19 protein-coding genes are annotated in these 19,312 nt (G+C 64.2%); 10 read left to right on the top strand and 9 right to left on the bottom strand.

Translation table 11 applies throughout. From position 1 onward, the window contains the following. Positions 1–59: 59 nt before the first annotated feature. Positions 60–512: a hypothetical protein gene (locus tag CAG18_RS13915; RefSeq protein ID WP_085721051.1), complete on the top strand. Its 453-nt coding sequence runs from the start codon at positions 60–62 to the stop codon at positions 510–512. 147 nt (positions 513–659) lie between these two features. On the opposite strand, the gene CAG18_RS13920 is transcribed toward CAG18_RS13915, so the two are convergent. Beyond that, on the bottom strand, positions 660–1,766 hold the full coding sequence (locus tag CAG18_RS13920) for an enoyl-CoA hydratase/isomerase family protein (protein WP_085721052.1): 1,107 nt from the start codon (positions 1,764–1,766) through the stop codon (positions 660–662). 126 nt (positions 1,767–1,892) lie between these two features. Here CAG18_RS13920 and ung point away from each other — a divergent pair, with 126 nt between their 5' ends. Further along, positions 1,893–2,585, top strand: coding sequence for a uracil-DNA glycosylase (gene ung, locus CAG18_RS13925; protein WP_044047153.1), 693 nt, complete (start codon positions 1,893–1,895; stop codon positions 2,583–2,585). Positions 2,586–2,626: 41 nt separating this feature from the next. Here the strand turns inward: ung and CAG18_RS13930 are convergent, their stop codons facing one another. The 5 genes from CAG18_RS13930 to CAG18_RS13950 all read right to left on the bottom strand — a co-directional run bounded on the left by CAG18_RS13930 (position 2,627) and on the right by CAG18_RS13950 (position 8,144). Then, positions 2,627–3,658: an AbrB family transcriptional regulator gene (locus CAG18_RS13930; protein ID WP_085721053.1), complete on the bottom strand. Its 1,032-nt coding sequence runs from the start codon at positions 3,656–3,658 to the stop codon at positions 2,627–2,629. Next, positions 3,651–5,165 (bottom strand): tripartite tricarboxylate transporter permease, encoded by a 1,515-nt coding sequence (locus CAG18_RS13935; RefSeq protein WP_013974009.1) that lies wholly within the window; start codon positions 5,163–5,165, stop codon positions 3,651–3,653. The genes CAG18_RS13930 and CAG18_RS13935 overlap by 8 nt, the downstream gene beginning before the upstream one ends. Before the next feature lie 3 nt (positions 5,166–5,168). Beyond that, on the bottom strand, positions 5,169–5,627 hold the full coding sequence (locus CAG18_RS13940) for a tripartite tricarboxylate transporter TctB family protein (protein WP_015271606.1): 459 nt from the start codon (positions 5,625–5,627) through the stop codon (positions 5,169–5,171). 200 nt (positions 5,628–5,827) lie between these two features. Further along, entirely contained in the window at positions 5,828–6,808 is a 981-nt protein-coding gene (locus tag CAG18_RS13945) for a tripartite tricarboxylate transporter substrate binding protein (RefSeq protein ID WP_085721054.1), read from the bottom strand. 46 nt (positions 6,809–6,854) lie between these two features. Further along, positions 6,855–8,144, bottom strand: a complete 1,290-nt coding sequence (locus CAG18_RS13950; protein ID WP_023663468.1) for an OprD family porin — start codon at positions 8,142–8,144, stop codon at positions 6,855–6,857. Between the two features lie 200 nt (positions 8,145–8,344). On the opposite strand from CAG18_RS13950, the gene CAG18_RS13955 reads away from it, so the two are divergent. Both CAG18_RS13955 and CAG18_RS13960 read left to right on the top strand, forming a co-directional pair. Next, positions 8,345–9,016 carry a response regulator gene (locus tag CAG18_RS13955; RefSeq protein WP_085721055.1) on the top strand — a complete coding sequence of 224 codons (672 nt, stop codon included), beginning with the start codon at positions 8,345–8,347 and terminating at the stop codon, positions 9,014–9,016. Next, positions 9,009–10,388, top strand: a complete 1,380-nt coding sequence (locus CAG18_RS13960; RefSeq protein ID WP_061303756.1) for a sensor histidine kinase — start codon at positions 9,009–9,011, stop codon at positions 10,386–10,388. The genes CAG18_RS13955 and CAG18_RS13960 overlap by 8 nt, the downstream gene beginning before the upstream one ends. 126 nt (positions 10,389–10,514) lie before the next feature. Here CAG18_RS13960 and CAG18_RS13965 read toward each other — a convergent pair whose 3' ends face one another. Both CAG18_RS13965 and CAG18_RS13970 read right to left on the bottom strand, forming a co-directional pair. Next, complete coding sequence (locus tag CAG18_RS13965; protein ID WP_015271603.1) at positions 10,515–11,321, bottom strand: HDOD domain-containing protein; 807 nt, start codon at positions 11,319–11,321, stop codon at positions 10,515–10,517. Positions 11,322–11,376: 55 nt separating this feature from the next. After that, positions 11,377–12,318 (bottom strand): folate-binding protein YgfZ, encoded by a 942-nt coding sequence (locus CAG18_RS13970; RefSeq protein WP_085721056.1) that lies wholly within the window; start codon positions 12,316–12,318, stop codon positions 11,377–11,379. 133 nt (positions 12,319–12,451) lie between these two features. Here CAG18_RS13970 and CAG18_RS13975 point away from each other — a divergent pair, with 133 nt between their 5' ends. Both CAG18_RS13975 and CAG18_RS13980 read left to right on the top strand, forming a co-directional pair. Continuing rightward, on the top strand, positions 12,452–12,706 hold the full coding sequence (locus CAG18_RS13975) for a succinate dehydrogenase assembly factor 2 (protein WP_003252043.1): 255 nt from the start codon (positions 12,452–12,454) through the stop codon (positions 12,704–12,706). After that, positions 12,690–13,154: a protein YgfX gene (locus tag CAG18_RS13980; protein WP_061303760.1), complete on the top strand. Its 465-nt coding sequence runs from the start codon at positions 12,690–12,692 to the stop codon at positions 13,152–13,154. The genes CAG18_RS13975 and CAG18_RS13980 overlap by 17 nt, the downstream gene beginning before the upstream one ends. A 291-nt stretch (positions 13,155–13,445) precedes the next feature. On the opposite strand, the gene nadB is transcribed toward CAG18_RS13980, so the two are convergent. After that, complete coding sequence (gene nadB / locus CAG18_RS13985; RefSeq protein ID WP_013974000.1) at positions 13,446–15,050, bottom strand: L-aspartate oxidase; 1,605 nt, start codon at positions 15,048–15,050, stop codon at positions 13,446–13,448. Between the two features lie 434 nt (positions 15,051–15,484). On the opposite strand from nadB, the gene rpoE reads away from it, so the two are divergent. The 4 genes from rpoE (at position 15,485) to CAG18_RS14005 (ending at position 19,286) form a co-directional block, all read left to right on the top strand. Then, positions 15,485–16,066 (top strand): RNA polymerase sigma factor RpoE, encoded by a 582-nt coding sequence (rpoE, locus tag CAG18_RS13990; protein WP_003252049.1) that lies wholly within the window; start codon positions 15,485–15,487, stop codon positions 16,064–16,066. A gap of 31 nt (positions 16,067–16,097) precedes the next feature. Then, positions 16,098–16,688 (top strand): sigma-E factor negative regulatory protein, encoded by a 591-nt coding sequence (locus CAG18_RS13995; protein ID WP_015271600.1) that lies wholly within the window; start codon positions 16,098–16,100, stop codon positions 16,686–16,688. A 12-nt stretch (positions 16,689–16,700) separates the two neighbouring features. Continuing rightward, a complete protein-coding gene (locus CAG18_RS14000; RefSeq protein WP_085721057.1) occupies positions 16,701–17,663 on the top strand; it encodes a MucB/RseB C-terminal domain-containing protein in 963 nt (320 codons plus the stop codon). 222 nt (positions 17,664–17,885) lie between these two features. Then, positions 17,886–19,286 carry a DegQ family serine endoprotease gene (locus CAG18_RS14005; RefSeq protein WP_370290353.1) on the top strand — a complete coding sequence of 467 codons (1,401 nt, stop codon included), beginning with the start codon at positions 17,886–17,888 and terminating at the stop codon, positions 19,284–19,286. The last annotated feature ends 26 nt before the right edge of the window (positions 19,287–19,312 follow it).

Genomic DNA, 19,312 nt, shown 5'->3' on the forward strand with positions numbered 1-19,312 from the left:
TTCGCATCGATGCTCGCCAGCGCCGCTGTTCGGGCACTCCAGCGGTCCAGGAGGCCGCCATGTCCTATCGAATCCTGTTGATCGCCCTGCTGGGGCTGATGACTTCCGCCTGCGTTCCGTACTACGAGAGCGGGGGCTATTACCGATCGGACCACTACTACTCCGACCGTTATGTGTCACCGGATTATTACCGCTATGACCGCTATTACGTAGCGCCGCAGCCCCGTTATTACTATCAGCCTGCGCCACGCTACTACTACCGCTCGGCGCCCGCGCCTCACTACCGGTCTCATCCGCAGCCGGGGATGAAGCAATGGTATGGCAACCCACGAAACGACTATGGCAACCGCCAGCGGTATGACTATGGGCGCGACCGGGACCGTCATGATTATCGCGGTGGCAGCCAGCGCTACCAGCAGAATGACCGTTGGCACTCTAGCGGGCGGGGTGATGGTGACCGGCGCGGGGACGGGCGGCGTGGGCACGGGCAAGGAGGGAACTGGCAGCGGTAGGTGAATTGAAAATCGGGGGCGCGGTGCGCCCCTTTCGCGACGCAAGGCCGCTCCCACAGGTACGGCGCAGCATTGGAAACCATCGCTGTACCTGTGGGAGCGGCCTTGTGTCGCGATGGGCTGCAATGCAGCCCCAACTTCTCGAAGCTACCCGAGATCCGCCAGCGGATGCCGCCCCTCCCACACCTTGGCAAAATGCGCCTCGACCACCGCTGCCGGCACTTGCGCCACATCGGGCCAGTGCCAGTGCGGCTGGTTGTCCTTGTCCAGCAAGCGCGCACGCACGCCTTCGCTGAATTCCGGGTGGCGGCAGCAGTTCAGGCTCATGCTGTATTCCATCTGAAACACCTGCGCCAACGACAGCTGCCGTGCCCGGCGGATCTGTTCCCACACCAGGTGTGCGGTCAGCGGGCAACCTTCATGCAACCGTTGGCCGGCATCTGCCAGCAGCGGGTCGTCGTGGTGCTTGAGCCCCTCCAGCGCACGCCAGGCGGCTGCTGCGTCGGCCACGTCGAGCAACTGATCGATTACCTGTCGCCGCGGCAGCCACTGGGCCTGGGGCAACTCGGCGCAGGCGCGGTGCTGTTCGGCCTTGAGCAGGCTGTTCAGTTGCAGGGCAGTTTGTTCCTGCCAGTTCAGTTGCAGCAGTTCCTCGATCAGCGCCTCTTGCTGGTGCTCACCCAGAAAGCGGTCGGCCAGGCCCAGGTCCAGGGCGTCGTGGGCGTTGATCGGCGCGCCTGTCAGGCCGAGGAACAACCCCAGCTTGCCCGGCAGGCGGGCAAGGAACCAGCTGGCGCCCACGTCCGGGTACAGGCCGATGCTGATTTCCGGCATTGCCAGCCGACTGCTGGGGGTGACAATACGCACATTGGCGCCCTGCAGCAGGCCCATGCCACCACCCAGCACATGCCCGTGCCCCCAGCACAGCAACGGCTTGGGATAGGTGTGCAGGGCAAAGTCCAGGCGGTATTCGGCGGCGAAGAAGGTGGCGGCCAGCGGGGGCACGCTACCAGGGTGGTCGCGGCAGGCTTGTACCAGCGCACGCACATCACCGCCGGCACAGAAGGCCTTGGCACCGTTGCCGCGCAGCAGCACGCAGACGATTCCCGGGTCGCGAGCCCAGGCGTGCAACTGTTCGCCCAATACCTCGATCATCGGCAGGCTCAGCGCATTGAGCGCCTTGGGCGCATCCAGGGTGGCGATGCCGATGCGGGCGCCATCGGCGCCGGTGAGTACCTCGCAATGAATGGCCATGGACTACCTCGCGCAAGTCATCGCCCAAGTATGGCTTGCCTGGCCGAACATGCCGGTCGTCGGTCGGATCGTTTGACAAGCGGGAAGGGCTTACCTAGTGTCGCGCCATTGTTTATGGAAGGCCCCATGACTGACGACGATCGCATCAAACTCGAACCCAGCTGGAAGGCCGCCTTGCGCGCGGAATTCGACCAGCCCTACATGCATCAGTTGCGCGAGTTCCTGCGCAGCGAGTACGCCGCCGGCAAAGAGATCTACCCGCCAGGGCCGTTGATCTTCAACGCGCTCAACTCGACGCCGCTGGACCAGGTGAAGGTGGTCATCCTTGGCCAGGACCCTTACCACGGGCCGGGTCAGGCGCATGGCCTGTGCTTCTCGGTGCAACCGGGCGTGGCCACGCCACCTTCGCTGGTCAACATCTACAAGGAGCTGCAGCGCGACCTGAACATCCCGATTGCCAGTCATGGCTACCTGCAGAGCTGGGCCGAGCAGGGCGTGCTTTTGCTCAACACGACCATGACCGTGGAGCGTGCCAATGCCGCGTCGCATGCCAAGAAGGGCTGGGAGTTCTTTACCGACCGGATCATCCAGGTGGTTAGCGAGCAGTGCCCGAACGTGGTGTTCCTGCTGTGGGGCTCGCATGCGCAAAGCAAGCAGAAGCTGATCGACGGGACCAAGCACCTGGTGCTGAAATCGGTGCATCCATCACCGTTGTCGGCTTACCGTGGGTTCCTGGGGTGCGGGCATTTCAGCCGGGCCAACAGTTTCCTCGAGCAGCGTGGGCTGGCGCCGATCAACTGGGCATTGCCACCGCTGTGATCACCTGAAAAAACGCGTCGCCTGCTTCGCGGGCGACGCGATTATTCCGGGTTGGCGTTCCACACCCGGAACAACGGCTCTGCCAGAAACAGCACAAACAACAAGCGCATCACCTGCAGCGCCGTCACCAGCGGTACCGACAGCTGCAGGGTCTCCGCCGTCAGGCTCATCTCGGCAATTCCGCCCGGCATCATCCCCAATGTCAGCGAACGCAGATCCAGCGCGGTCATCATGCTCAGCACCCATGCGGCACTGCCGGCAATCGCCATGCACAACGCCGTGGCCACCAGGGTGCGGCAAAGGAACGACGGTGCGCGGCGGAAGAACGCGCGGTTGAAGTGGCAGGCCAGGCCGCTGCCGATCAACCACTGGCCGATCTGGCTGGCGCCATTGGGCAGGGTTATCTGCAGGTCGCCCGCCAGGCTCACGGTGGCTGCGACCAACAATGGCCCGAACAACCACGGGTTGGGCTGGCGCAAGCGCTGCCACAGCAGGGCGACGGCAACGCCCAGAGGTGCAATCAGCGCCAGCCAGCCCCAGCTCACACTGCCGGTGTGATTCAGCGGTACCCCGTCACCCAGCAGGAACTTGAACAGCGCCGGCACGCACAGTACCACCGCCAGTACGCGCAGGCTTTGCGCCGCCGCCACCTGGCTGAGCACTGCGCCATTGCGGGCGCCAAGGTTGACCATCTCCCCCGAACCGCCAGGCATGCTGGCGAAGAACGCCGTGGCACGGTCTTCACCGGTGCGCCGCAGCAGCCATACGCTGATCACGCTGGACAAGGTGGTGAACAGCGCGCCGAAGAAGATCAGTGCGAAATGGCTGGCCACCTGCTCGATCACCGCCGGGGTGAAGTGCAGGCCAATGCCGATGCCGATGATGCATTGCCCGCATTTGCGGCCATTGGGGATTTCCGGCAGCTGCCAGGGTGTCAGGCAGCGCACCAGGATGATCGCCAGCAACGAGCCGACCATCCACGGCAAAGGCCAGCCGACCTTGCTGGCGGCAAAACCGCCAGCAAGGCCGACCAGCCCGGTCGCGACAAACAACGGCAACGAGCGATCAGGCATCGGCCATCGCCCGGCGCTGCAGGCTGCGTTTGCGCCAGATGCGCAGCAGCGGCAGGGTCAGCATGCAAATGGTCAGTACCCATACCGACATGCTGATCGGGCTCGACCAGAGGATGCCCAGTTCGCCGTTGGAGATCGACAGCGCCCGGCGCAGGTTCTGCTCCATCAACCCACCGAGGATGAAACCGAGCAGGATCGGCGACAGCGGGAAGTCCAGCTTGCGCAGGATATAGCCCATGATGCCGATACCGACCATCAGGAACAGGTCGAAGGTAGTGGCATGCACGGCGTAAACGCCGATCGCGGTGATGATGGCGATCACCGGTACCAGCGCCCAGTTTGGCACGGCGAGGATGCGGGTGAAGATGCGGATCATCGGGATGTTGAGGATCACCAGCATGATGTTGGCGACGAACAGCGAGGCGATCAGGCCCCAGACGATGTCTGGCTGCTGTTCGAACAACAGCGGGCCTGGGGTGATGTTGTACAAGGTCAGCGCGCCGATCATCACCGCGGTGGTGCCCGAGCCAGGTACGCCCAGGGTCAGCATCGGTACCAGGGCGCCACAGCAGGAGGCGCCGATGGCGGTTTCCGGTGCGGCCAGGCCGCGGGCGTCGCCCTTGCCGAACTTGCCCTTGTCGCCCGCCAGGCGCTTTTCGGTCATGTAGGCCACGGCGCTGGCCAGTGTTGCACCGGCACCAGGCAGCACACCCATGATGAAGCCAAGCAGGCCGCAGCGGATGTTGACCACGAACACCGAGGCCGCTTCCTTGAAGTTGAACAGCATGCGGCCGGTGGCTTTGACTGCCTGGTGGCCATGGTGGGTCTTTTCCAGCAGCAGGAGGATTTCGCTGATGGAGAACAGGCCCAGCACCAGTACCACGAACTGGATGCCGTCGGCCAGGTGCACGCTGTCGCCGGTGAAACGGTACACGCCACTGTTGGCATCGATGCCGACTGCCGACAGGAACAGGCCGATCAAAGCGGCAATGAAGGTTTTCAGCGGCTTGTCGCCGGCCATGCCGCCGAGGGCGACGATGGCGAACACCATCAGCACGAAGTACTCCGCCGGGCCGAAGGCGATTGCCCATTTCGCCAGCAGCGGTGCGAACAGCACCATGCCGCAGGTGGCGATCAGCGCACCGATGAACGAACTCCAGGCCGACAGCGACAGCGCTACGCCAGCCAGACCATTGCGGGCCATCGGGTAGCCATCGAGAGTGGTCATCACGGTCGAGGCTTCGCCGGGGATGTTCAGCAGGATCGAACTGATGCGTCCGCCGTACTCGCAGCCCAGGTACACCGCTGCCAGCAGGATCAGCGCCGATTCCGGCGGCAGGCCGAGGGCGAAGGCGATGGGGATCAGCAAGGCCACGCCGTTGATCGGGCCCAGGCCCGGCAGCAGGCCGACCACGGTACCGATCAGCGTGCCGGTGAGGGCGGTGACCAGGTTGTAGGGGGACAGGGCGACGCCGAAGCCCTGGCCCAGGTAGCTCAAGGTATCCATGTGTCAGTTCTCCAGTACGCTCAGCAGGCCAAGGGGCAGGGGCACGTCCATCACGCGGTCGAACAGCCAGTAGAGAAACAGGCTCATGCCCGCCACCACGATGGCGCTGTGCAGCCAGCGGCCGCCGTACAGGCGGGCCATGGGCACGCCGACCAGGATGGCGCTGAGGATGAAGCCCAGGGCTTCGAAGGTGCTGGCGAACACGATCAGCAGGCCGACGCAGGCGGCGATCTTGATCAGGGTCTCGCGGTCCAGTTCCGGTTCGTCGTCCTTGCGCACGATGGGGGTGGGGCGGAACACCAGGTACAGCAGGCCCAGGCCGAGCAGGCCGAGCGTCAACAGCGGGTAGGCGCGCGGGCCCACCGGTTCATAGGAAAACGCCGCCTGGTAAGGCCAGGCCATAACGGCCAGGGCGGCGCACACCGCCAGCAGGGCCAGGGCGAAGATGCGTTGCAGGATCATGAAGGAATCCTCGTTGGGATCGCTCAAGCGAGATGCAAATCCTGTGGGAGCGGCCTTGCGTCGCGATCGGGCGCGAAGCGGCCGCAAAACCTGCCACTGCGATCTGTCTGAAGCATCGCATCGGCTGAGACAGGGGCCGCTGTGCGGCCCATCGCGACACAAGGCCGCTCCCACAGGGATTGTGGTAACTCCGGCCAGTGTTACTGGATCAGGCCAAACTCCCTGGCCAGTGCCTTGTAGTCAGCCACTTGCTTCTTCACATAGCCGTCCAGCTCTGCACCGGTCATGGCGAACGGGAACAGTTCGCGCTGGTCACGCAACTTGGCGAAGTCTTCCGAAGCCAGCATTTTGTCGAATGACTGCTTCCACCAGGCGTATTCCTCGTCGCTCACCTTTGGCCCCAGGTAGAAGCCGCGTACCACTGGCCAGACGATGTCGTAACCCTGTTCCTTGGCGGTGGGGATGTCTTTCATCTCGGGCTCGTCCAGGCGCTTTTCCGAGAACACCGCGAGGATGCGCATGTTGCCGCTCTGAATGTGCGGCATGGAGTCGGAGATGTCGGTCGAGCCTACCTGGATATGCCCGCCCAGCAACGCCGTGGCGATCTCGCCGCCACCTTCCAGGGCGACGTAGCGCAGGTCACGCGGGTTGATGCCGGCGGCCTTGGCAATCAGGGCGGTCTGCATCCAGTCCTGGCTGCCGACGGTACCGCCGGAGCCGATCACCACCTTGCTCGGGTCTTTCTTCAACGCTGCGACCAGGTCGTCGAGGGTCTTGTAGGGCGAGTCGCTTTTCACTGCGATGGCGCCGTAGCTGGTGCCGACGGCGGCCAGCCATTTCACCGCGTTCTCGTCGAAGCGGCCGAACTTGCCCTGGGCCAGGTTCAGCAGCGAACCGCTGGACCAGGCCACCAGGGTGCCGGCATCGGCCGGGCGCTGGGCGACCACGGCGTTGTAGGCCACCGCACCGACACCGCCGGGCATGTAGGTGACGCGCATCGGCTTGGTGAGGATTTTTTCCTGCACCAGGGCGCTCTGCACCAGTTTGCAGGTCAGGTCGAAGCCGCCGCCGGGCGAGGCGGGGGCAATGCATTCGGGGCGTTTCGGTTCGGCAGCGAGGGCGTTGCCGGCCAGCAGCAGGCAGCCGGTAGCGAGGACGAGGCGGCGCAGTGAGTAGGTCATCGTCTTTCTCCGTGAGCGTTGTTATTATCAAGTTATCGCTATGGGGTTACCACAGCGCCACGCTGTAGCTCACCAGCAGCCGCACCTCGTCCGCGTCGCGGGCGAAGTTGGAGCGGAAGGTGGCGTTGCGCAGGCGCACGGCGACGTTCTTCAACGGGCCGCTTTGTACCACGTACTTCATTTCGGTATCGCGTTCCCACTCCTTGCCCTCGCCACCGGCGGCGCGGCTGACGTTGTCGCCGCTGATGTAGCGGGTCATGAAGGTCAGGCCGGGCACGCCGAGCGCGGCGAAGTTGTAGTCGTAGCGCGCCTGCCAGGAGCGCTCGTCGGCCCCTGCGAAGTCGTTGATCTGGACGAAGTTGACCAGGTACGGGTCGGCACCATCGACGTACGGGAAGGCGCTGTCGCCTGACAATTGCTGCCAGGCGGCGCTGACCTTGTGCCCGCCCAGGGCGTAGCTGAGCATGCCATTGACGGTGGTGTTGTCGATGTTGCCGGCCTTGGCGGCGCCGGCGTCATCACTCACGGCCAGGCGCAGGTCGGCGCCCAAGGTGCCGGGGCCCCATGGCTGGGTGGCGACCATGCCGATGAAGTGCTGGCGGTAGATATCGTCGAGCTGGGCAAAGTGGTAGCTGCCGGTGATGCGATCGGTGAACTGGTAGTCGAGGCCGGCCAGGTCCAGGTTGTCGGCGCTGAACGAGCCACCGAAGCGGCCGTTCTTGTTGTTCAGGGCCAGGTCTTCCCAGTTGGTGTCGTTGCGGTCCTTGGCCTTGTCCAGTCGGCCTCCGGTGAAGGTCAGGCCCTTGACCTCCTTCGAGGTGAGCAGGCCGCCTTCGAAGGTTTGCGGCAGGATGCGCCCATCGTTGGGCTGCAGGGTCGGCAGTTCGGGGATCAGCGTGCCGATCTTCAGTTCGGTCTGCGACACCTTCACCTTGCCGGTCAGGCCGAGCTTGGAGTACTCGTCGGCGGCCTTGCCGTCATCGTGCGTCGGCAGCAGGCCGGTGTCGGTGCGGTCGGGGCTGGAGTCGAGCTTGATGCCGAGCATGCCCAGCGCATCCAGGCCGAAACCCACTGTGCCATCGGTGTAGCCAGACTCGAAGTTGAGCATGAAGCCCTGGGCCCACTCGTCGCGCTTGGATTGCTGCGCACTGGTGCCGTCGCGGAAATCGCGGTTGAAGTACATGTTGCGGGTTTCGAAGGTGGCCGTGCTGTCTTCGAAGAAGGCGGCCTGGCTCATCGGCGCGACACCGGCAAGCGCAAGGGCGCTGACGATGGCGGAGGGGCGTGCGGCAAAGGAACGGGTAGGCGCGAACGCCTGCGGCTGCGATGACAGCATCACTGATGGCTCCGTTTATTGTTCTTATTCGTTGCACCTTGCTGGTGCTTTTTTTCGGCGCGTAGGGCGACCGTGGTGCGATGCTAGGTAACCAACCTTTCGCTAACCTTTCAGCGTGAAAGGTTTGTCGACAGGGCTTCACAGGCCTGCCGACAGCGGTACACTCCGCGCCACCGTCCCACCCGAGCAGGGAGAATCCGATGCGTGTGCTGCTGGTCGAAGACCACCTGCAACTGGCTGAAAGCGTGGCCCAGGCCTTGAAAAGCCATGGCCTGACCGTGGATGTGCTGCATGACGGCGTGGCCGCCGACCTGGCCCTGGCCAGCGAGGAGTACGCCGTGGCCGTGCTGGATGTCGGCTTGCCGCGCATGGACGGCTTCGAGGTGCTGGCGCGCCTGCGCAGCCGTGGCAAGACCCTGCCGGTGCTGATGCTGACCGCACGCAGCGACGTCAAGGACCGGGTTCATGGGCTGAACCTGGGCGCCGACGACTACCTGGCCAAGCCGTTCGAGCTGACCGAGCTGGAAGCACGGGTCAAGGCCCTGTTGCGGCGCAGCGTGCTCGGTGGCGAGCGCCAGCAACGCTGCGGGCCGCTGGTGTACGACCTGGACACCCGGCGCTTCGCCCTGGGTGGCGAAAACCTGACCCTGACCTCGCGCGAACAGAGCGTACTGGAAGCGCTGATCGCCCGACCGGGCCGGGTGATGAGCAAGGAGCAACTGGCCGCCCAGGTGTTCGGCCTGGACGAAGAAGCCAGCCCTGATGCCATCGAAATCTACATCCACCGCCTGCGCAAGAAGCTCGACGGCCACCCGGTGGCGATTGTCACCTTCCGTGGCCTGGGCTACCTGCTCGAGCACCGCGATGCGTGACAACGGCAGCCTGCGTGGGCGCTTGCTCGGCAACCTGGCCTTGCTGCTGGTGGTGTTGATGCTGGCCAGCGGCCTGAGCGCCTACTGGAACGGCCGTGAGGCCGCCGACACCGCCTACGATCGGACCCTGCTGGCCTCGGCAAGGACCATTGCCGCAGGCCTGTCCCAGCGTGACGGTTCGCTGAGCGCGGATGTGCCCTACGTGGCCCTGGACACCTTCGCCTACGACAGTGCCGGGCGAATCTACTACCAGGTGCTGGACATCCAGCAGCGGCTGATTTCCGGCTACGAGAACCTGCCAGCGCCGCCGCCGGGCACGCCGCGTACCGACGACTACCCGGCGCTGGCGCGGTTCTATAACGCCACCTACCTGGGCCAGGACGTGCGCGTGGTCAGCCTGCTGAAGCCGGTGAGCGAGCCGAACATGAACGGCATGGCGGAAATCCGTGTGGCCGAGACCGAGGAAGCGCGGGTGCGCATGGCCCGTGGTCTGATGGCCGATACCCTGCTGCGCCTGGGGATGCTGGCGCTGGGCGCGCTGGTGATGGTGTGGTTTGCCGTGAGTGCCGCGTTGCGACCGCTGGAGCGCCTGCGCACGGCGGTGGAAGAGCGCCAGCCGGACGACCTGAGGGCCTTGCCGGTGGTGCAGGTGCAGCGTGAGCTGGGCCCACTGGTGCGGGCTTTGAACCATTTCACTGAGCGTTTGCGAGGCCAGTTCGAGCGCCAGGCGCAGTTCATCGCGGACGCTGCCCACGAGTTGCGCACGCCACTGGCCGCGCTGAAGGCGCGGGTCGAGCTGGGCCTGCGTTCGGCCGAGCCGCAGGAGTGGCGACAGACGCTTGAGTCCGCGGCCCAAGGCACCGACCGGCTGACCCATCTGGCCAACCAGCTGCTGTCGCTGGCGCGGGTCGAGAACGGTGCGCGGGCGATTGCAGAAGGCGGCGCGCAGCGCCTGGACCTGAGCCAGTTGGCTCGTGAGCTGGGCATGGCCATGGCACCGCTGGCGCACAAGCGTGGGGTGGCGCTGGCCCTGGAGGCCGAGGCGCCGGTGTGGCTGAAGGGGGAGCCGACGCTGCTCAACGAGCTGTTGAGCAACCTGGTGGACAATGCCTTGGCGCATACGCCGACTGGCGGCAACGTGATCTTGCGAGTGCTGGCGCCGGCGGTACTGGAGGTGGAGGATGACGGACCGGGGATTCCCGAGGCCGAGCGTGAGCGGGTGTTCGAGCGCTTCTACCGGCGCAGTGCGCAGGGCAGTGGGCTTGGCTTGGCGATTGTCGGCGAGATCTGCCGGGCGCACCTGGCACAGGTGAGCCTGCATGACGGTGCGAAGGGCGGGTTGCGGGTGCGGGTGAGTTTTATCGCGGATTGATGTGTTGCCTGTACCGGCCCTATCGCCGGCAAGCCAGCTCCCACCTCGACTGCATTGACCTCAAGTCATGTGCTATCCCTGTGGGAGCTGGCTTGCCGGCGATAGGGCCGAACAGGCTGACACCGGTCAGCGCAACATGCTCCGCGCCTCGATCAGTTCACCCACTTCAAGCTCGGTGCCGTACGGCAGGCCCAGGTGGCGGTATGCCGGCAGTGCCGCCAGCGGCCGGTGGCGGCCTCGCTGGCTGATGCAGCGGGCGATCTGCACGATGTCGATGTAGTCGATCTTGTCAGTCTGCCGGTCCAGGTCCTGCACCTGGCTCGGCAGGTTGACCAGTTGCTCCGGAAACTCCCAGGCCTTGAGGATCTTGTCGCCCAGCACTGGCTGGATCTGCTCGATCACATAATGCAGGCACACTGGGTCCGACAGCAGTTCGTTGTGCTCTTCGGCGTAGATCAGTACCGGCAGCGCGCCAATCTGGTTGACCAGCCCGCCGAGGGTGGCCTGGTCGGGTTTGAGTTGTGTAAAGCGCCGGCAGATTTCGTAGCTGATGCCCGCCACATCCAGGCTGTTGGCCCAGATATCGCGTAACTTCTGCTCCACAGCCGGCGCCCGTGCGTGGAAAATCTGCTCGATCACCAGGCCAATGGCCAGGTTGCAGCTGTAGTTGATGCCCAGCCGCGTGATGGCGGTGTGCAGGTCGGTGACCTCGACCGCCGCGCGCAGCAGCGGGCTGTTGACGACTTTGATCAGGCGCGCTGAAAGGGCCGCATCGCGACCGATCACCTTGCTCAGGGCCGCTACGCTGATCTCGCTGTCTTCCGCCGCCTCGCGGATGCTCAAGGCAACCTCGGGCAGGGTCGGCAGGACCAGGTCATCCTTTTCGATGGCATCGAGCAACTGTGCTTGAACCATCTCGGCCAGCTTGTTCATGGGCGTGTCTACCGCAGTGGTGGTGCGGCCCCGCCATGTAGGCGGGGCAGGCTGGTCAGCGCTGGATTTCCCGGTCGCGGTCCAGTTCGTAGGGCAGGGTCAACACCTGCAGGCGTGGGCCATCGAGGCTGCCCAGGTGCAGGTTGTCGTCTTCCACCGCTTCGGCGCTGAGCACCGCGAGCAGTTCGCAGCCTGTGCCGTTGCTGGCAGCAATGACCACTTCACCGACCGACGAACCATGGGTGGGCGAGAAGATCTCGACGCCCGGGGCCGGAATGGCCTGCTGGTCCAGTGCCAGGCGGTACTGGCGGCGCTTGAGCTTGCCCAGGTACTGCATGCGGGCAACGATTTCCTGACCGGTGTAGCAGCCCTTCTTGAAGCTGACGCCGTCGACGGCCTGCAGGTTGATCATCTGCGGGATGAACAGCTCGCGGGTCGGCCCCATGACCTGACCGATACCGGCGCGAATCTGCCCCAGCAGCCAGTCGTTGAGGCTACCTTCGGGCAACGCCGCGGCCAGCGCCTGGCGAACGCTTGCGGCGCTGTCCGCCGGGGCCCACAGCTCTACGCGGCCAGCGGACACGGCAATGGCGATCAAGCCGTCGTGGCGTGCGGTGCTGCCGGCTGCTGGTGGCACATCGAGCCCCAGCGCCTGTAGCGCCGCATCGCCGCCGTGCAGGCCGAAGCGTGCCCAGGCAGCGCTTTCATCGGTCAGCGTGGCCTTGGAGAACACGGCGTACTTCTTGAGGTCGGCCAGCTGGGCGTCGAGCAGCTCACTGGCCATGGCCAGCAGGTAGCCGTTGCCTTCGGGCAGGATGCGGAAACTCGACTGCATGCGCCCCTTGACCATGCAGCGGGCGCCGAGGCTGGCGTGTTCCGGGCTGAGGTAGTTGATGTTGCAGGTCAGCTGGCCTTGCAGGAACTTGCCTGCATCGGAGCCGCGGACGGCGAGGATGCCCTCGTGGGACAGGGGGCAGAAGAAAGCGGAATCGGCCATGGGTCATCGCGGTGGCTAAAGACTGGCGGCCATCATAGAACGCCGGTAACAAAATAGGTAGTTGACTAGACCAACGCCCGGTGTCGCTTCGCTCGCCTGGCTGTATACTGGCGGGCCATTCGAGGAGGGCCCCATGGTCGAACAAACTGAACTCAACCGGCTTTTCTGGCACAGCCGCCGCGGCATGCTGGAACTGGACGTACTGCTGGTGCCTTTCACCCAGGAAGTCTACCCCACGCTCAACGAAACCGACCGCGAACTCTACGTGCGTCTGTTGAGCTGCGAGGATCAGGACATGTTCGGCTGGTTCATGGAGCGCACCGAGTCCGAAGACCCGGAGCTGCAGCGCATGGTCCGCATCATCCTGGATCGTGTCCAGCCCAAGTGAGTGCTTCGAGTGCCGCTGGCGAGGCTCGCGCCTGCTGCTGGCGGTCTACCTGGGTTGCCAGGTACTGGCGTGGTTCGCCGTATGGGCGAGCCCGCTGCCCGGGTGGTCGGCCCTTGCAGTTGTCGCCGCCTGTATTGCCCACGCTGGCTGGGCCATTCCCCGACGTATTCTGCTGACGCATGAGCATGCCGTTGTCGGCCTGCGCCGTGATGTGCGCGGCTGGCAGGTGTTCAGCCGTGCCCGCGGCTGGCAGCCGGTGCGCTTGTGCCGGGACAGCGTGGCGTTGCCGGCGCTGGTGGTGTTGCGCTTTGTGCGGGCGGGGCGCTGGTTGGGGGAGAGCCAATGTGTGCCGCGTGATGCGCTGGGGGCTGATGAGCACCGGCGTTTGCGGGTGCGGTTGAAGTTCAGCCGGCGCAGGTGGGCAGGGGTGGGGGCGAGTCAGGGCTGACAGGTGTTCGTCGTGGCAGCTTCAGCGCCTGCAAGATCGAGCGCCGCCCGCGCGGCGCTTCGCAGCACAAGGCTGCTCCTACCGTTTGTTTCGGGCCAGTTATTCCTGTGAGCGCGGCACGCGGCCCCTGGCGTACGCCTCGATATCGTGTCGGGCAAACAAGGCGGTCGCGTGCGCAGGCACAGGCGTTACTGGCCCGAAACAGATGTAGGAGCAGCCTTGTGCTGCGAAGCGCCGCGCGGGCGGCGCTCGATCTCGCAGGCGCTGAAATTGCCGCGCCAGGGGCCGGACTTAGATCGGACTAAGGATGGTGTCCTTGGCCTCGTCCAGCATCCCCGGGTAATCCAGTGTGTAATGCAGTCCGCGGCTTTCCTTGCGCTGCATGGCCGACAGGATCATCAACTCGGCCACCTGCGCCAGGTTGCGCAATTCGATCAGGTCGCGGCTGACCTTGTAGTTGCTGTAGAACTCGTCGATTTCGTCCAGCAGCAGGCGAATGCGGTGCTGCGCTCGCTGCAGGCGCTTGCTGGTTCGCACGATGCCTACGTAGTCCCACATGAAGCGCCGCAGTTCGTCCCAGTTGTGCGCAATGATCACGTCCTCGTCCGAGTCGGTGACCTGGCTGGCGTCCCAGCCGGGCAAGGCCTTGGGCATGGTCACCTCATCCAGGTGCGCCTGGATGTCGGCGGCGGCGGCACGGCCATAGACGAAGCATTCCAGCAGCGAGTTGCTGGCCATGCGGTTGGCGCCGTGCAGGCCGGTGAAGCTGGTTTCGCCAATGGCATACAGGCCCGGCACGTCCGTGTGGCCGCGGTCGTCGACCATCACCCCTCCGCAGGTGTAGTGCGCCGCTGGCACCACCGGGATCGGCTGACGGGTGATGTCGATGCCGAAGGCCAGGCAGCGCTCGTACACGGTGGGAAAGTGGCTCTTGATGAAGTCGACCGGCTTGTGGGTGATATCCAGGTATACGCAGTCCACGCCCAGGCGCTTCATCTCGTGGTCGATGGCGCGGGCCACGATGTCGCGCGGCGCCAGTTCTTCGCGCGGGTCGAAACGTGGCATGAAGCGTTCGCCATTGGGCAGGCGCAGCAGGGCACCTTCGCCACGCAGGGCTTCGGTGATCAGGAAGCTCTTGGCCTGTGGGTGGTACAGGCAAGTCGGGTGAAACTGGTTGAACTCCAGGTTCGCCACCCGGCAGCCAGCCCGCCAAGCCATGGCGATGCCGTCGCCGCAGGCACCGTCGGGATTGCTGGTATACAGGTACACCTTGGCCGCACCGCCAGTGGCCAGCACGGTGAAGCGCGCACCGAAGGTGTCCACCTCGCCGGTGTTGCGGTCGAGCACGTAGGCACCCAGGCAGCGCTCGCCGGGCAGGCCGAGGCGGCGTTCGGTGATCAGGTCGACCGCCACGCGCTGCTCCAGCAACTGGATATTCGGGCGTTTGCGGGCCTGCTCCAGCAGCGTGGTGAAGATGGCTGCGCCGGTGGCGTCGGCGGCGTGGATGATGCGCCGGTGGCTATGGCCGCCTTCGCGGGTCAGGTGGAACTCGAAGCCGCCGTCGTCGACGCTGTAGTGCTCGTCGCGGGTAAAGGGCACGCCTTGCTCGATCAGCCACTCGATGGCCTCGCGGCTGTGCTCGACGGTAAAGCGCACGGCGTCTTCATGGCAAAGGCCGCCGCCGGCATTGAGGGTGTCCTCGACATGCGACTGCACGGTATCGGTATTGTCCAGCACCGCCGCGACACCGCCCTGGGCCCAGAAGGTCGAGCCGTTGGCCAGGTCGCCCTTGCTGAGTACGGCGACTCGAAGGTGGCTGGGGAGGTTCAGTGCCAGGCTGAGACCGGCGGCACCGCTGCCGATCACCAGGACATCATGTTGGAATTGTTGGCTCATGTCGGGACACTAGTATTCTTTGGAAGGGGCGCGGCACAATAGTCACGCGCCGATGGCATTGTGAAACTATCGTAAAAGCTGGCCGGGTTGCCTTTATAGCAGCCCCGGGTGGCCAATTTCCATGCCACTTGCCTGGTCGCGACAACCTTTGTGGGAACTTTCCGACATGGCCGGAAATCCTATGAAGGCTGCCCACGCGCCACAACTTGCCGCGGCGACGCAGGGCGGCAGGCCTGTCCGGGCTGTCCCTGCGTACTCGAAACCTGATTATCGACGTAGCCGGCCGTGACCGTGCCGCGTCTTTCGTGCAAGCCGACCAAGGGCTGCAGGAAACTTGCTTGGAGGGGAGAACTTTTGCGCAAAGCCCGAGTCTATGGTTGCAAGCCTGAACGATGGCTGATGCAACGCTCCTTCGAGTTCACTGAGGAGTGTTCATGCTAACCCAGGAAGAGGATCAGCAGCTTGTCGAGCGCGTTCAGCGTGGTGACAGGCGAGCGTTCGATCTGTTGGTGCTGAAGTATCAGCACAAGATTCTCGGGTTGATCGTGCGGTTCGTTCACGACACCCACGAGGCCCAGGATGTAGCACAGGAAGCCTTCATAAAGGCCTACCGTGCGCTTGGCAACTTCCGCGGAGACAGTGCGTTCTATACGTGGCTGTACCGCATCGCCATCAACACGGCGAAGAACTACCTGGTGTCCCGTGGAAGACGGCCGCCAGACAGTGATGTGAGCTCCGAGGATGCGGAGTTTTACGACGGCGATCATGGTCTCAAGGATCTCGAGTCCCCAGAGCGCTCGTTGTTGCGGGATGAAATCGAAGGCACTGTCCATCGCACCATCCAGCAACTGCCTGAAGACCTGCGCACGGCGCTGACCCTGCGCGAGTTCGACGGGCTGAGTTACGAAGACATTGCCAGTGTCATGCAATGTCCGGTGGGTACCGTGCGCTCTCGAATCTTCCGCGCTCGGGAGGCAATAGACAAAGCCCTGCAACCTTTGCTGCAGGAAACCTGAGACAGCGGCGACAGCCAAGAGAGGAACCGCCATGAGTCGTGAAGCTTTGCAGGAATCGCTGTCCGCGGTGATGGATAACGAAGCGGACGAGCTTGAACTGCGTCGTGTGTTGAACGCCGTAGATGATGCTGAAACCCGTGCCACCTGGTCGCGTTACCAGGTTGCCCGCGCAGCCATGCACAAGGAGCTGCTGCTGCCTAACCTGGATATCGCCTCGGCGGTGTCTGCAGCGCTGGCTGACGAAGCCGTGCCGGCCAAGGTCAAGAAAGGGCCATGGCGCAGCATTGGCCGCCTGGCGGTAGCTGCCTCGGTCACCGTAGCGGTGCTGGCCGGTGTGCGCATGTACAACCAGGACGAGATCACTGGCGCCGAGCTTGCTGCCCAGCAACCTGCCCAGCAAGGCCTGAGTGTGCCACAAGCACAAGGCCCTGCCGTTTTGGCAGGCTATAGTGAGAGCAGTGAGCAACCGACCGGGCCGATGGCCAACGGCGTGCTGCAGAACCAGGCCGGCTGGGACCAGCGTCTGCCAGGCTACCTGCGCCAGCATGCCCAGGAATCTGCGCTCAAGGGCACTGAAACCGCATTGCCGTATGCCCGCGCCGCCAGCCTGGAAAACCGTTAAGTAAGGAGGATCATGCGCGCGCTACCTCTCCTGTCGCTGCTGATTGGCAGCTGCGTGACGGTGCCAGCATTGGCGGCCAATTCTTCGCCCGAGGCGAGCGAGTGGCTGAGCAAGCTGGCACAGGCCGAGCAAAAGCAGAGCTACCAAGGCTCTTTTGTCTACGAACGGAACGGCAGTTTCTCTTCCCACGAGATCTGGCACAGGGTCGACGACGGCAAGGTCAGCGAGCGGCTGTTGCAGCTCGATGGTGCCGCTCAGGAGATCGTGCGCGTGGATGGCAAGGTGGAGTGCGTCAGCGGGGCCTTGGTCAGTGGAGTGACGACGCCCCCGAACACTACGCAGCGTGTACTTGATCCGCTGAAACTGATGGGCTGGTATGACTTGAGCGTGGCGGGCAGGTCGCGGGTCGCCGGACGCGATGCCGTGATCGTGACGCTCACCCCGCGCGACCAGCACCGCTATGCCTTCGAATTGCACCTGGACCGCACTACTGGCCTGCCGCTGCGCTCGTTGATGATCAACGACAAGGGGCAGTTGCTGGAGCGCTTCCAGATGACCCGTCTCGATACTGGCGCACCCAGCGATGATGACCTGCGCGCCAGTGCTGCATGCAAGCCGGTGCAGCATGTGGCTGCTGCCGCCAATGACACGGTCGCCGGCTGGCGTTCGGACTGGCTGCCGCCCGGCTTCGAGCTGGTCAACAGCTCGGTACGCCGCGACCCCAAGAATGACAGCACGGTCAGCAGCCTGATGTATGACGATGGCCTGGCGCGCTTCTCGGTGTTCCTCGAGCCGGTAAAGGATGAGGGCGGGACCGACATGCGCACCCAGCTTGGCCCGACCTCGGCGGTCTCGCGTCGGCTGAACACGCCCAAAGGCAAGGTCATGGTCACTGTGGTCGGCGAGATTCCGCTGGGTACCGCAGAGCGTGTGGCGCTGTCGATGCGCCCCCAGGATGGCCAGGCGCGCCAGTGATGGCGTGCATTTGCGGGCATGGCGTGCAGGCCATGCCAAGGCGTGCGGACATGCCGCTGAAATGAAATTAAAGCATTGTCATTTGCAATCCATCGGCAAATTTTCTATAGGTCAGGCTTCTAGGAGTCTGGCCTTTCCTGTTTTGTGCAGGGGCCTTTCTAAACTACCGCTCGTTGTGACGGGAGCCGTATGTCAATACCACGCTTGAAATCCTACCTATCGATGTTCGCCGCCGTGCTGATGCTCGGCCAGGTGCTCAGCGCCCAGGCCGAGGAAGCCCTGCCGGACTTCACTACCCTGGTCGAGCAGGCCTCGCCAGCCGTGGTCAACATCAGTACCAAGCAGAAACTGCCGGACCGCCGCATGGCCGCCGGGCAGATGCCCGACCTGGAAGGCCTGCCGCCGATGTTCCGCGAGTTCTTCGAGCGCAACATGCCGCAGCAACCGCGCTCTCCGCGTGGCGACCGCCAGCGCGAGGCCCAGTCGCTGGGTTCGGGCTTCATCATTTCCAGTGATGGCTACGTACTGACCAACAACCACGTGGTAGCCGATGCCGACGAGATCATCGTCCGCCTGTCGGACCGCAGCGAGCTGCAGGCCAAACTGGTCGGCACCGACCCGCGCACCGACGTGGCCCTGCTCAAGGTCGAGGGCAAGAACCTGCCGACCGTCAAGCTGGGTGATTCCGAGAAGCTCAAGGTGGGCGAGTGGGTGCTGGCCATCGGTTCGCCGTTCGGCTTTGACCATTCGGTGACCAAAGGTATCGTCAGTGCCAAGGGCCGTACCCTGCCCAATGACACCTACGTACCGTTCATCCAGACGGACGTGGCCATCAACCCCGGAAACTCCGGCGGCCCGCTGTTCAACATGAATGGCGAAGTAGTGGGTATCAACTCGCAGATATTCACCCGTTCCGGTGGTTTCATGGGCCTTTCGTTCGCCATCCCGATCGATGTGGCGATCGATGTCTCCAATCAGCTGAAGAAAGACGGCAAGGTCAGCCGCGGCTGGCTGGGCGTGGTGATCCAGGAGGTCAACAAGGACCTGGCTGAATCGTTCGGCCTGGACAAGCCGGCCGGTGCCCTGGTGGCACAGGTGCTGGAAAACGGCCCTGCAGCCAAGGGCGGCCTGCAGGTGGGTGACGTGATCCTGAGCATGAACGGCCAGCCGATCATCATGTCGGCCGACTTGCCGCATCTGGTCGGCAGCCTCAAGGATGGCGAAAAGGCCAAGCTGGAGATCATCCGCAACGGCAAGCGCCAGAACCTCGACATCAGCGTTGGCGCACTGCCCGACGAAGATGCCGACATCGGTACCGGCGCCGAAGGCAGCGCCGAGCGTAGCAGCAACCGCCTGGGCGTCTCGGTTGCCGACCTGACCGCCGAACAGAAGAAAGCCCTCGAACTCAAGGGTGGTGTGGTCATCAAGGAAGTTCAGGATGGCCCGGCCGCGATGATCGGCCTGCGTCCGGGTGATGTGATCAGTCACCTGAACAACCAAGCTATCGGTTCGGCCAAGGAATTCACCGAAATCGCCAAGGAACTGCCGAAGAACCGTTCGGTGTCGATGCGCGTACTGCGTCAGGGCCGTGCCAGCTTCATTACTTTCAAGCTGGCTGAATAAGGTGTAGTTGCCTTCGCAGGCATTGT

The sequence above is a fragment of the Pseudomonas sp. B22(2017) genome (genome assembly GCF_002113105.1).
GTDB lineage: Bacteria > Pseudomonadota > Gammaproteobacteria > Pseudomonadales > Pseudomonadaceae > Aquipseudomonas > Aquipseudomonas asiatica.

Bases quoted from the DNA above. Each gene is read 5' to 3' on its own strand.
- CAG18_RS13915 (WP_085721051.1), top strand. From the start codon at position 60: ATGTCCTATCGAATCCTGTTGATCGCCCTGCTGGGGCTGATGACTTCC.
- CAG18_RS13920 (WP_085721052.1), bottom strand. From the start codon at position 1,766: ATGGCCATTCATTGCGAGGTACTCACCGGCGCCGATGGCGCCCGCATC.
- ung (WP_044047153.1), top strand. From the start codon at position 1,893: ATGACTGACGACGATCGCATCAAACTCGAACCCAGCTGGAAGGCCGCC.
- CAG18_RS13930 (WP_085721053.1), bottom strand. From the start codon at position 3,658: ATGCCTGATCGCTCGTTGCCGTTGTTTGTCGCGACCGGGCTGGTCGGC.
- CAG18_RS13935 (WP_013974009.1), bottom strand. From the start codon at position 5,165: ATGGATACCTTGAGCTACCTGGGCCAGGGCTTCGGCGTCGCCCTGTCC.
- CAG18_RS13940 (WP_015271606.1), bottom strand. From the start codon at position 5,627: ATGATCCTGCAACGCATCTTCGCCCTGGCCCTGCTGGCGGTGTGCGCC.
- CAG18_RS13945 (WP_085721054.1), bottom strand. From the start codon at position 6,808: ATGACCTACTCACTGCGCCGCCTCGTCCTCGCTACCGGCTGCCTGCTG.
- CAG18_RS13950 (WP_023663468.1), bottom strand. From the start codon at position 8,144: ATGCTGTCATCGCAGCCGCAGGCGTTCGCGCCTACCCGTTCCTTTGCC.
- CAG18_RS13955 (WP_085721055.1), top strand. From the start codon at position 8,345: ATGCGTGTGCTGCTGGTCGAAGACCACCTGCAACTGGCTGAAAGCGTG.
- CAG18_RS13960 (WP_061303756.1), top strand. From the start codon at position 9,009: ATGCGTGACAACGGCAGCCTGCGTGGGCGCTTGCTCGGCAACCTGGCC.
- CAG18_RS13965 (WP_015271603.1), bottom strand. From the start codon at position 11,321: ATGAACAAGCTGGCCGAGATGGTTCAAGCACAGTTGCTCGATGCCATC.
- CAG18_RS13970 (WP_085721056.1), bottom strand. From the start codon at position 12,318: ATGGCCGATTCCGCTTTCTTCTGCCCCCTGTCCCACGAGGGCATCCTC.
- CAG18_RS13975 (WP_003252043.1), top strand. From the start codon at position 12,452: ATGGTCGAACAAACTGAACTCAACCGGCTTTTCTGGCACAGCCGCCGC.
- nadB (WP_013974000.1), bottom strand. From the start codon at position 15,050: ATGAGCCAACAATTCCAACATGATGTCCTGGTGATCGGCAGCGGTGCC.
- rpoE (WP_003252049.1), top strand. From the start codon at position 15,485: ATGCTAACCCAGGAAGAGGATCAGCAGCTTGTCGAGCGCGTTCAGCGT.
- CAG18_RS13995 (WP_015271600.1), top strand. From the start codon at position 16,098: ATGAGTCGTGAAGCTTTGCAGGAATCGCTGTCCGCGGTGATGGATAAC.
- CAG18_RS14000 (WP_085721057.1), top strand. From the start codon at position 16,701: ATGCGCGCGCTACCTCTCCTGTCGCTGCTGATTGGCAGCTGCGTGACG.
- CAG18_RS14005 (WP_370290353.1), top strand. From the start codon at position 17,886: ATGTTCGCCGCCGTGCTGATGCTCGGCCAGGTGCTCAGCGCCCAGGCC.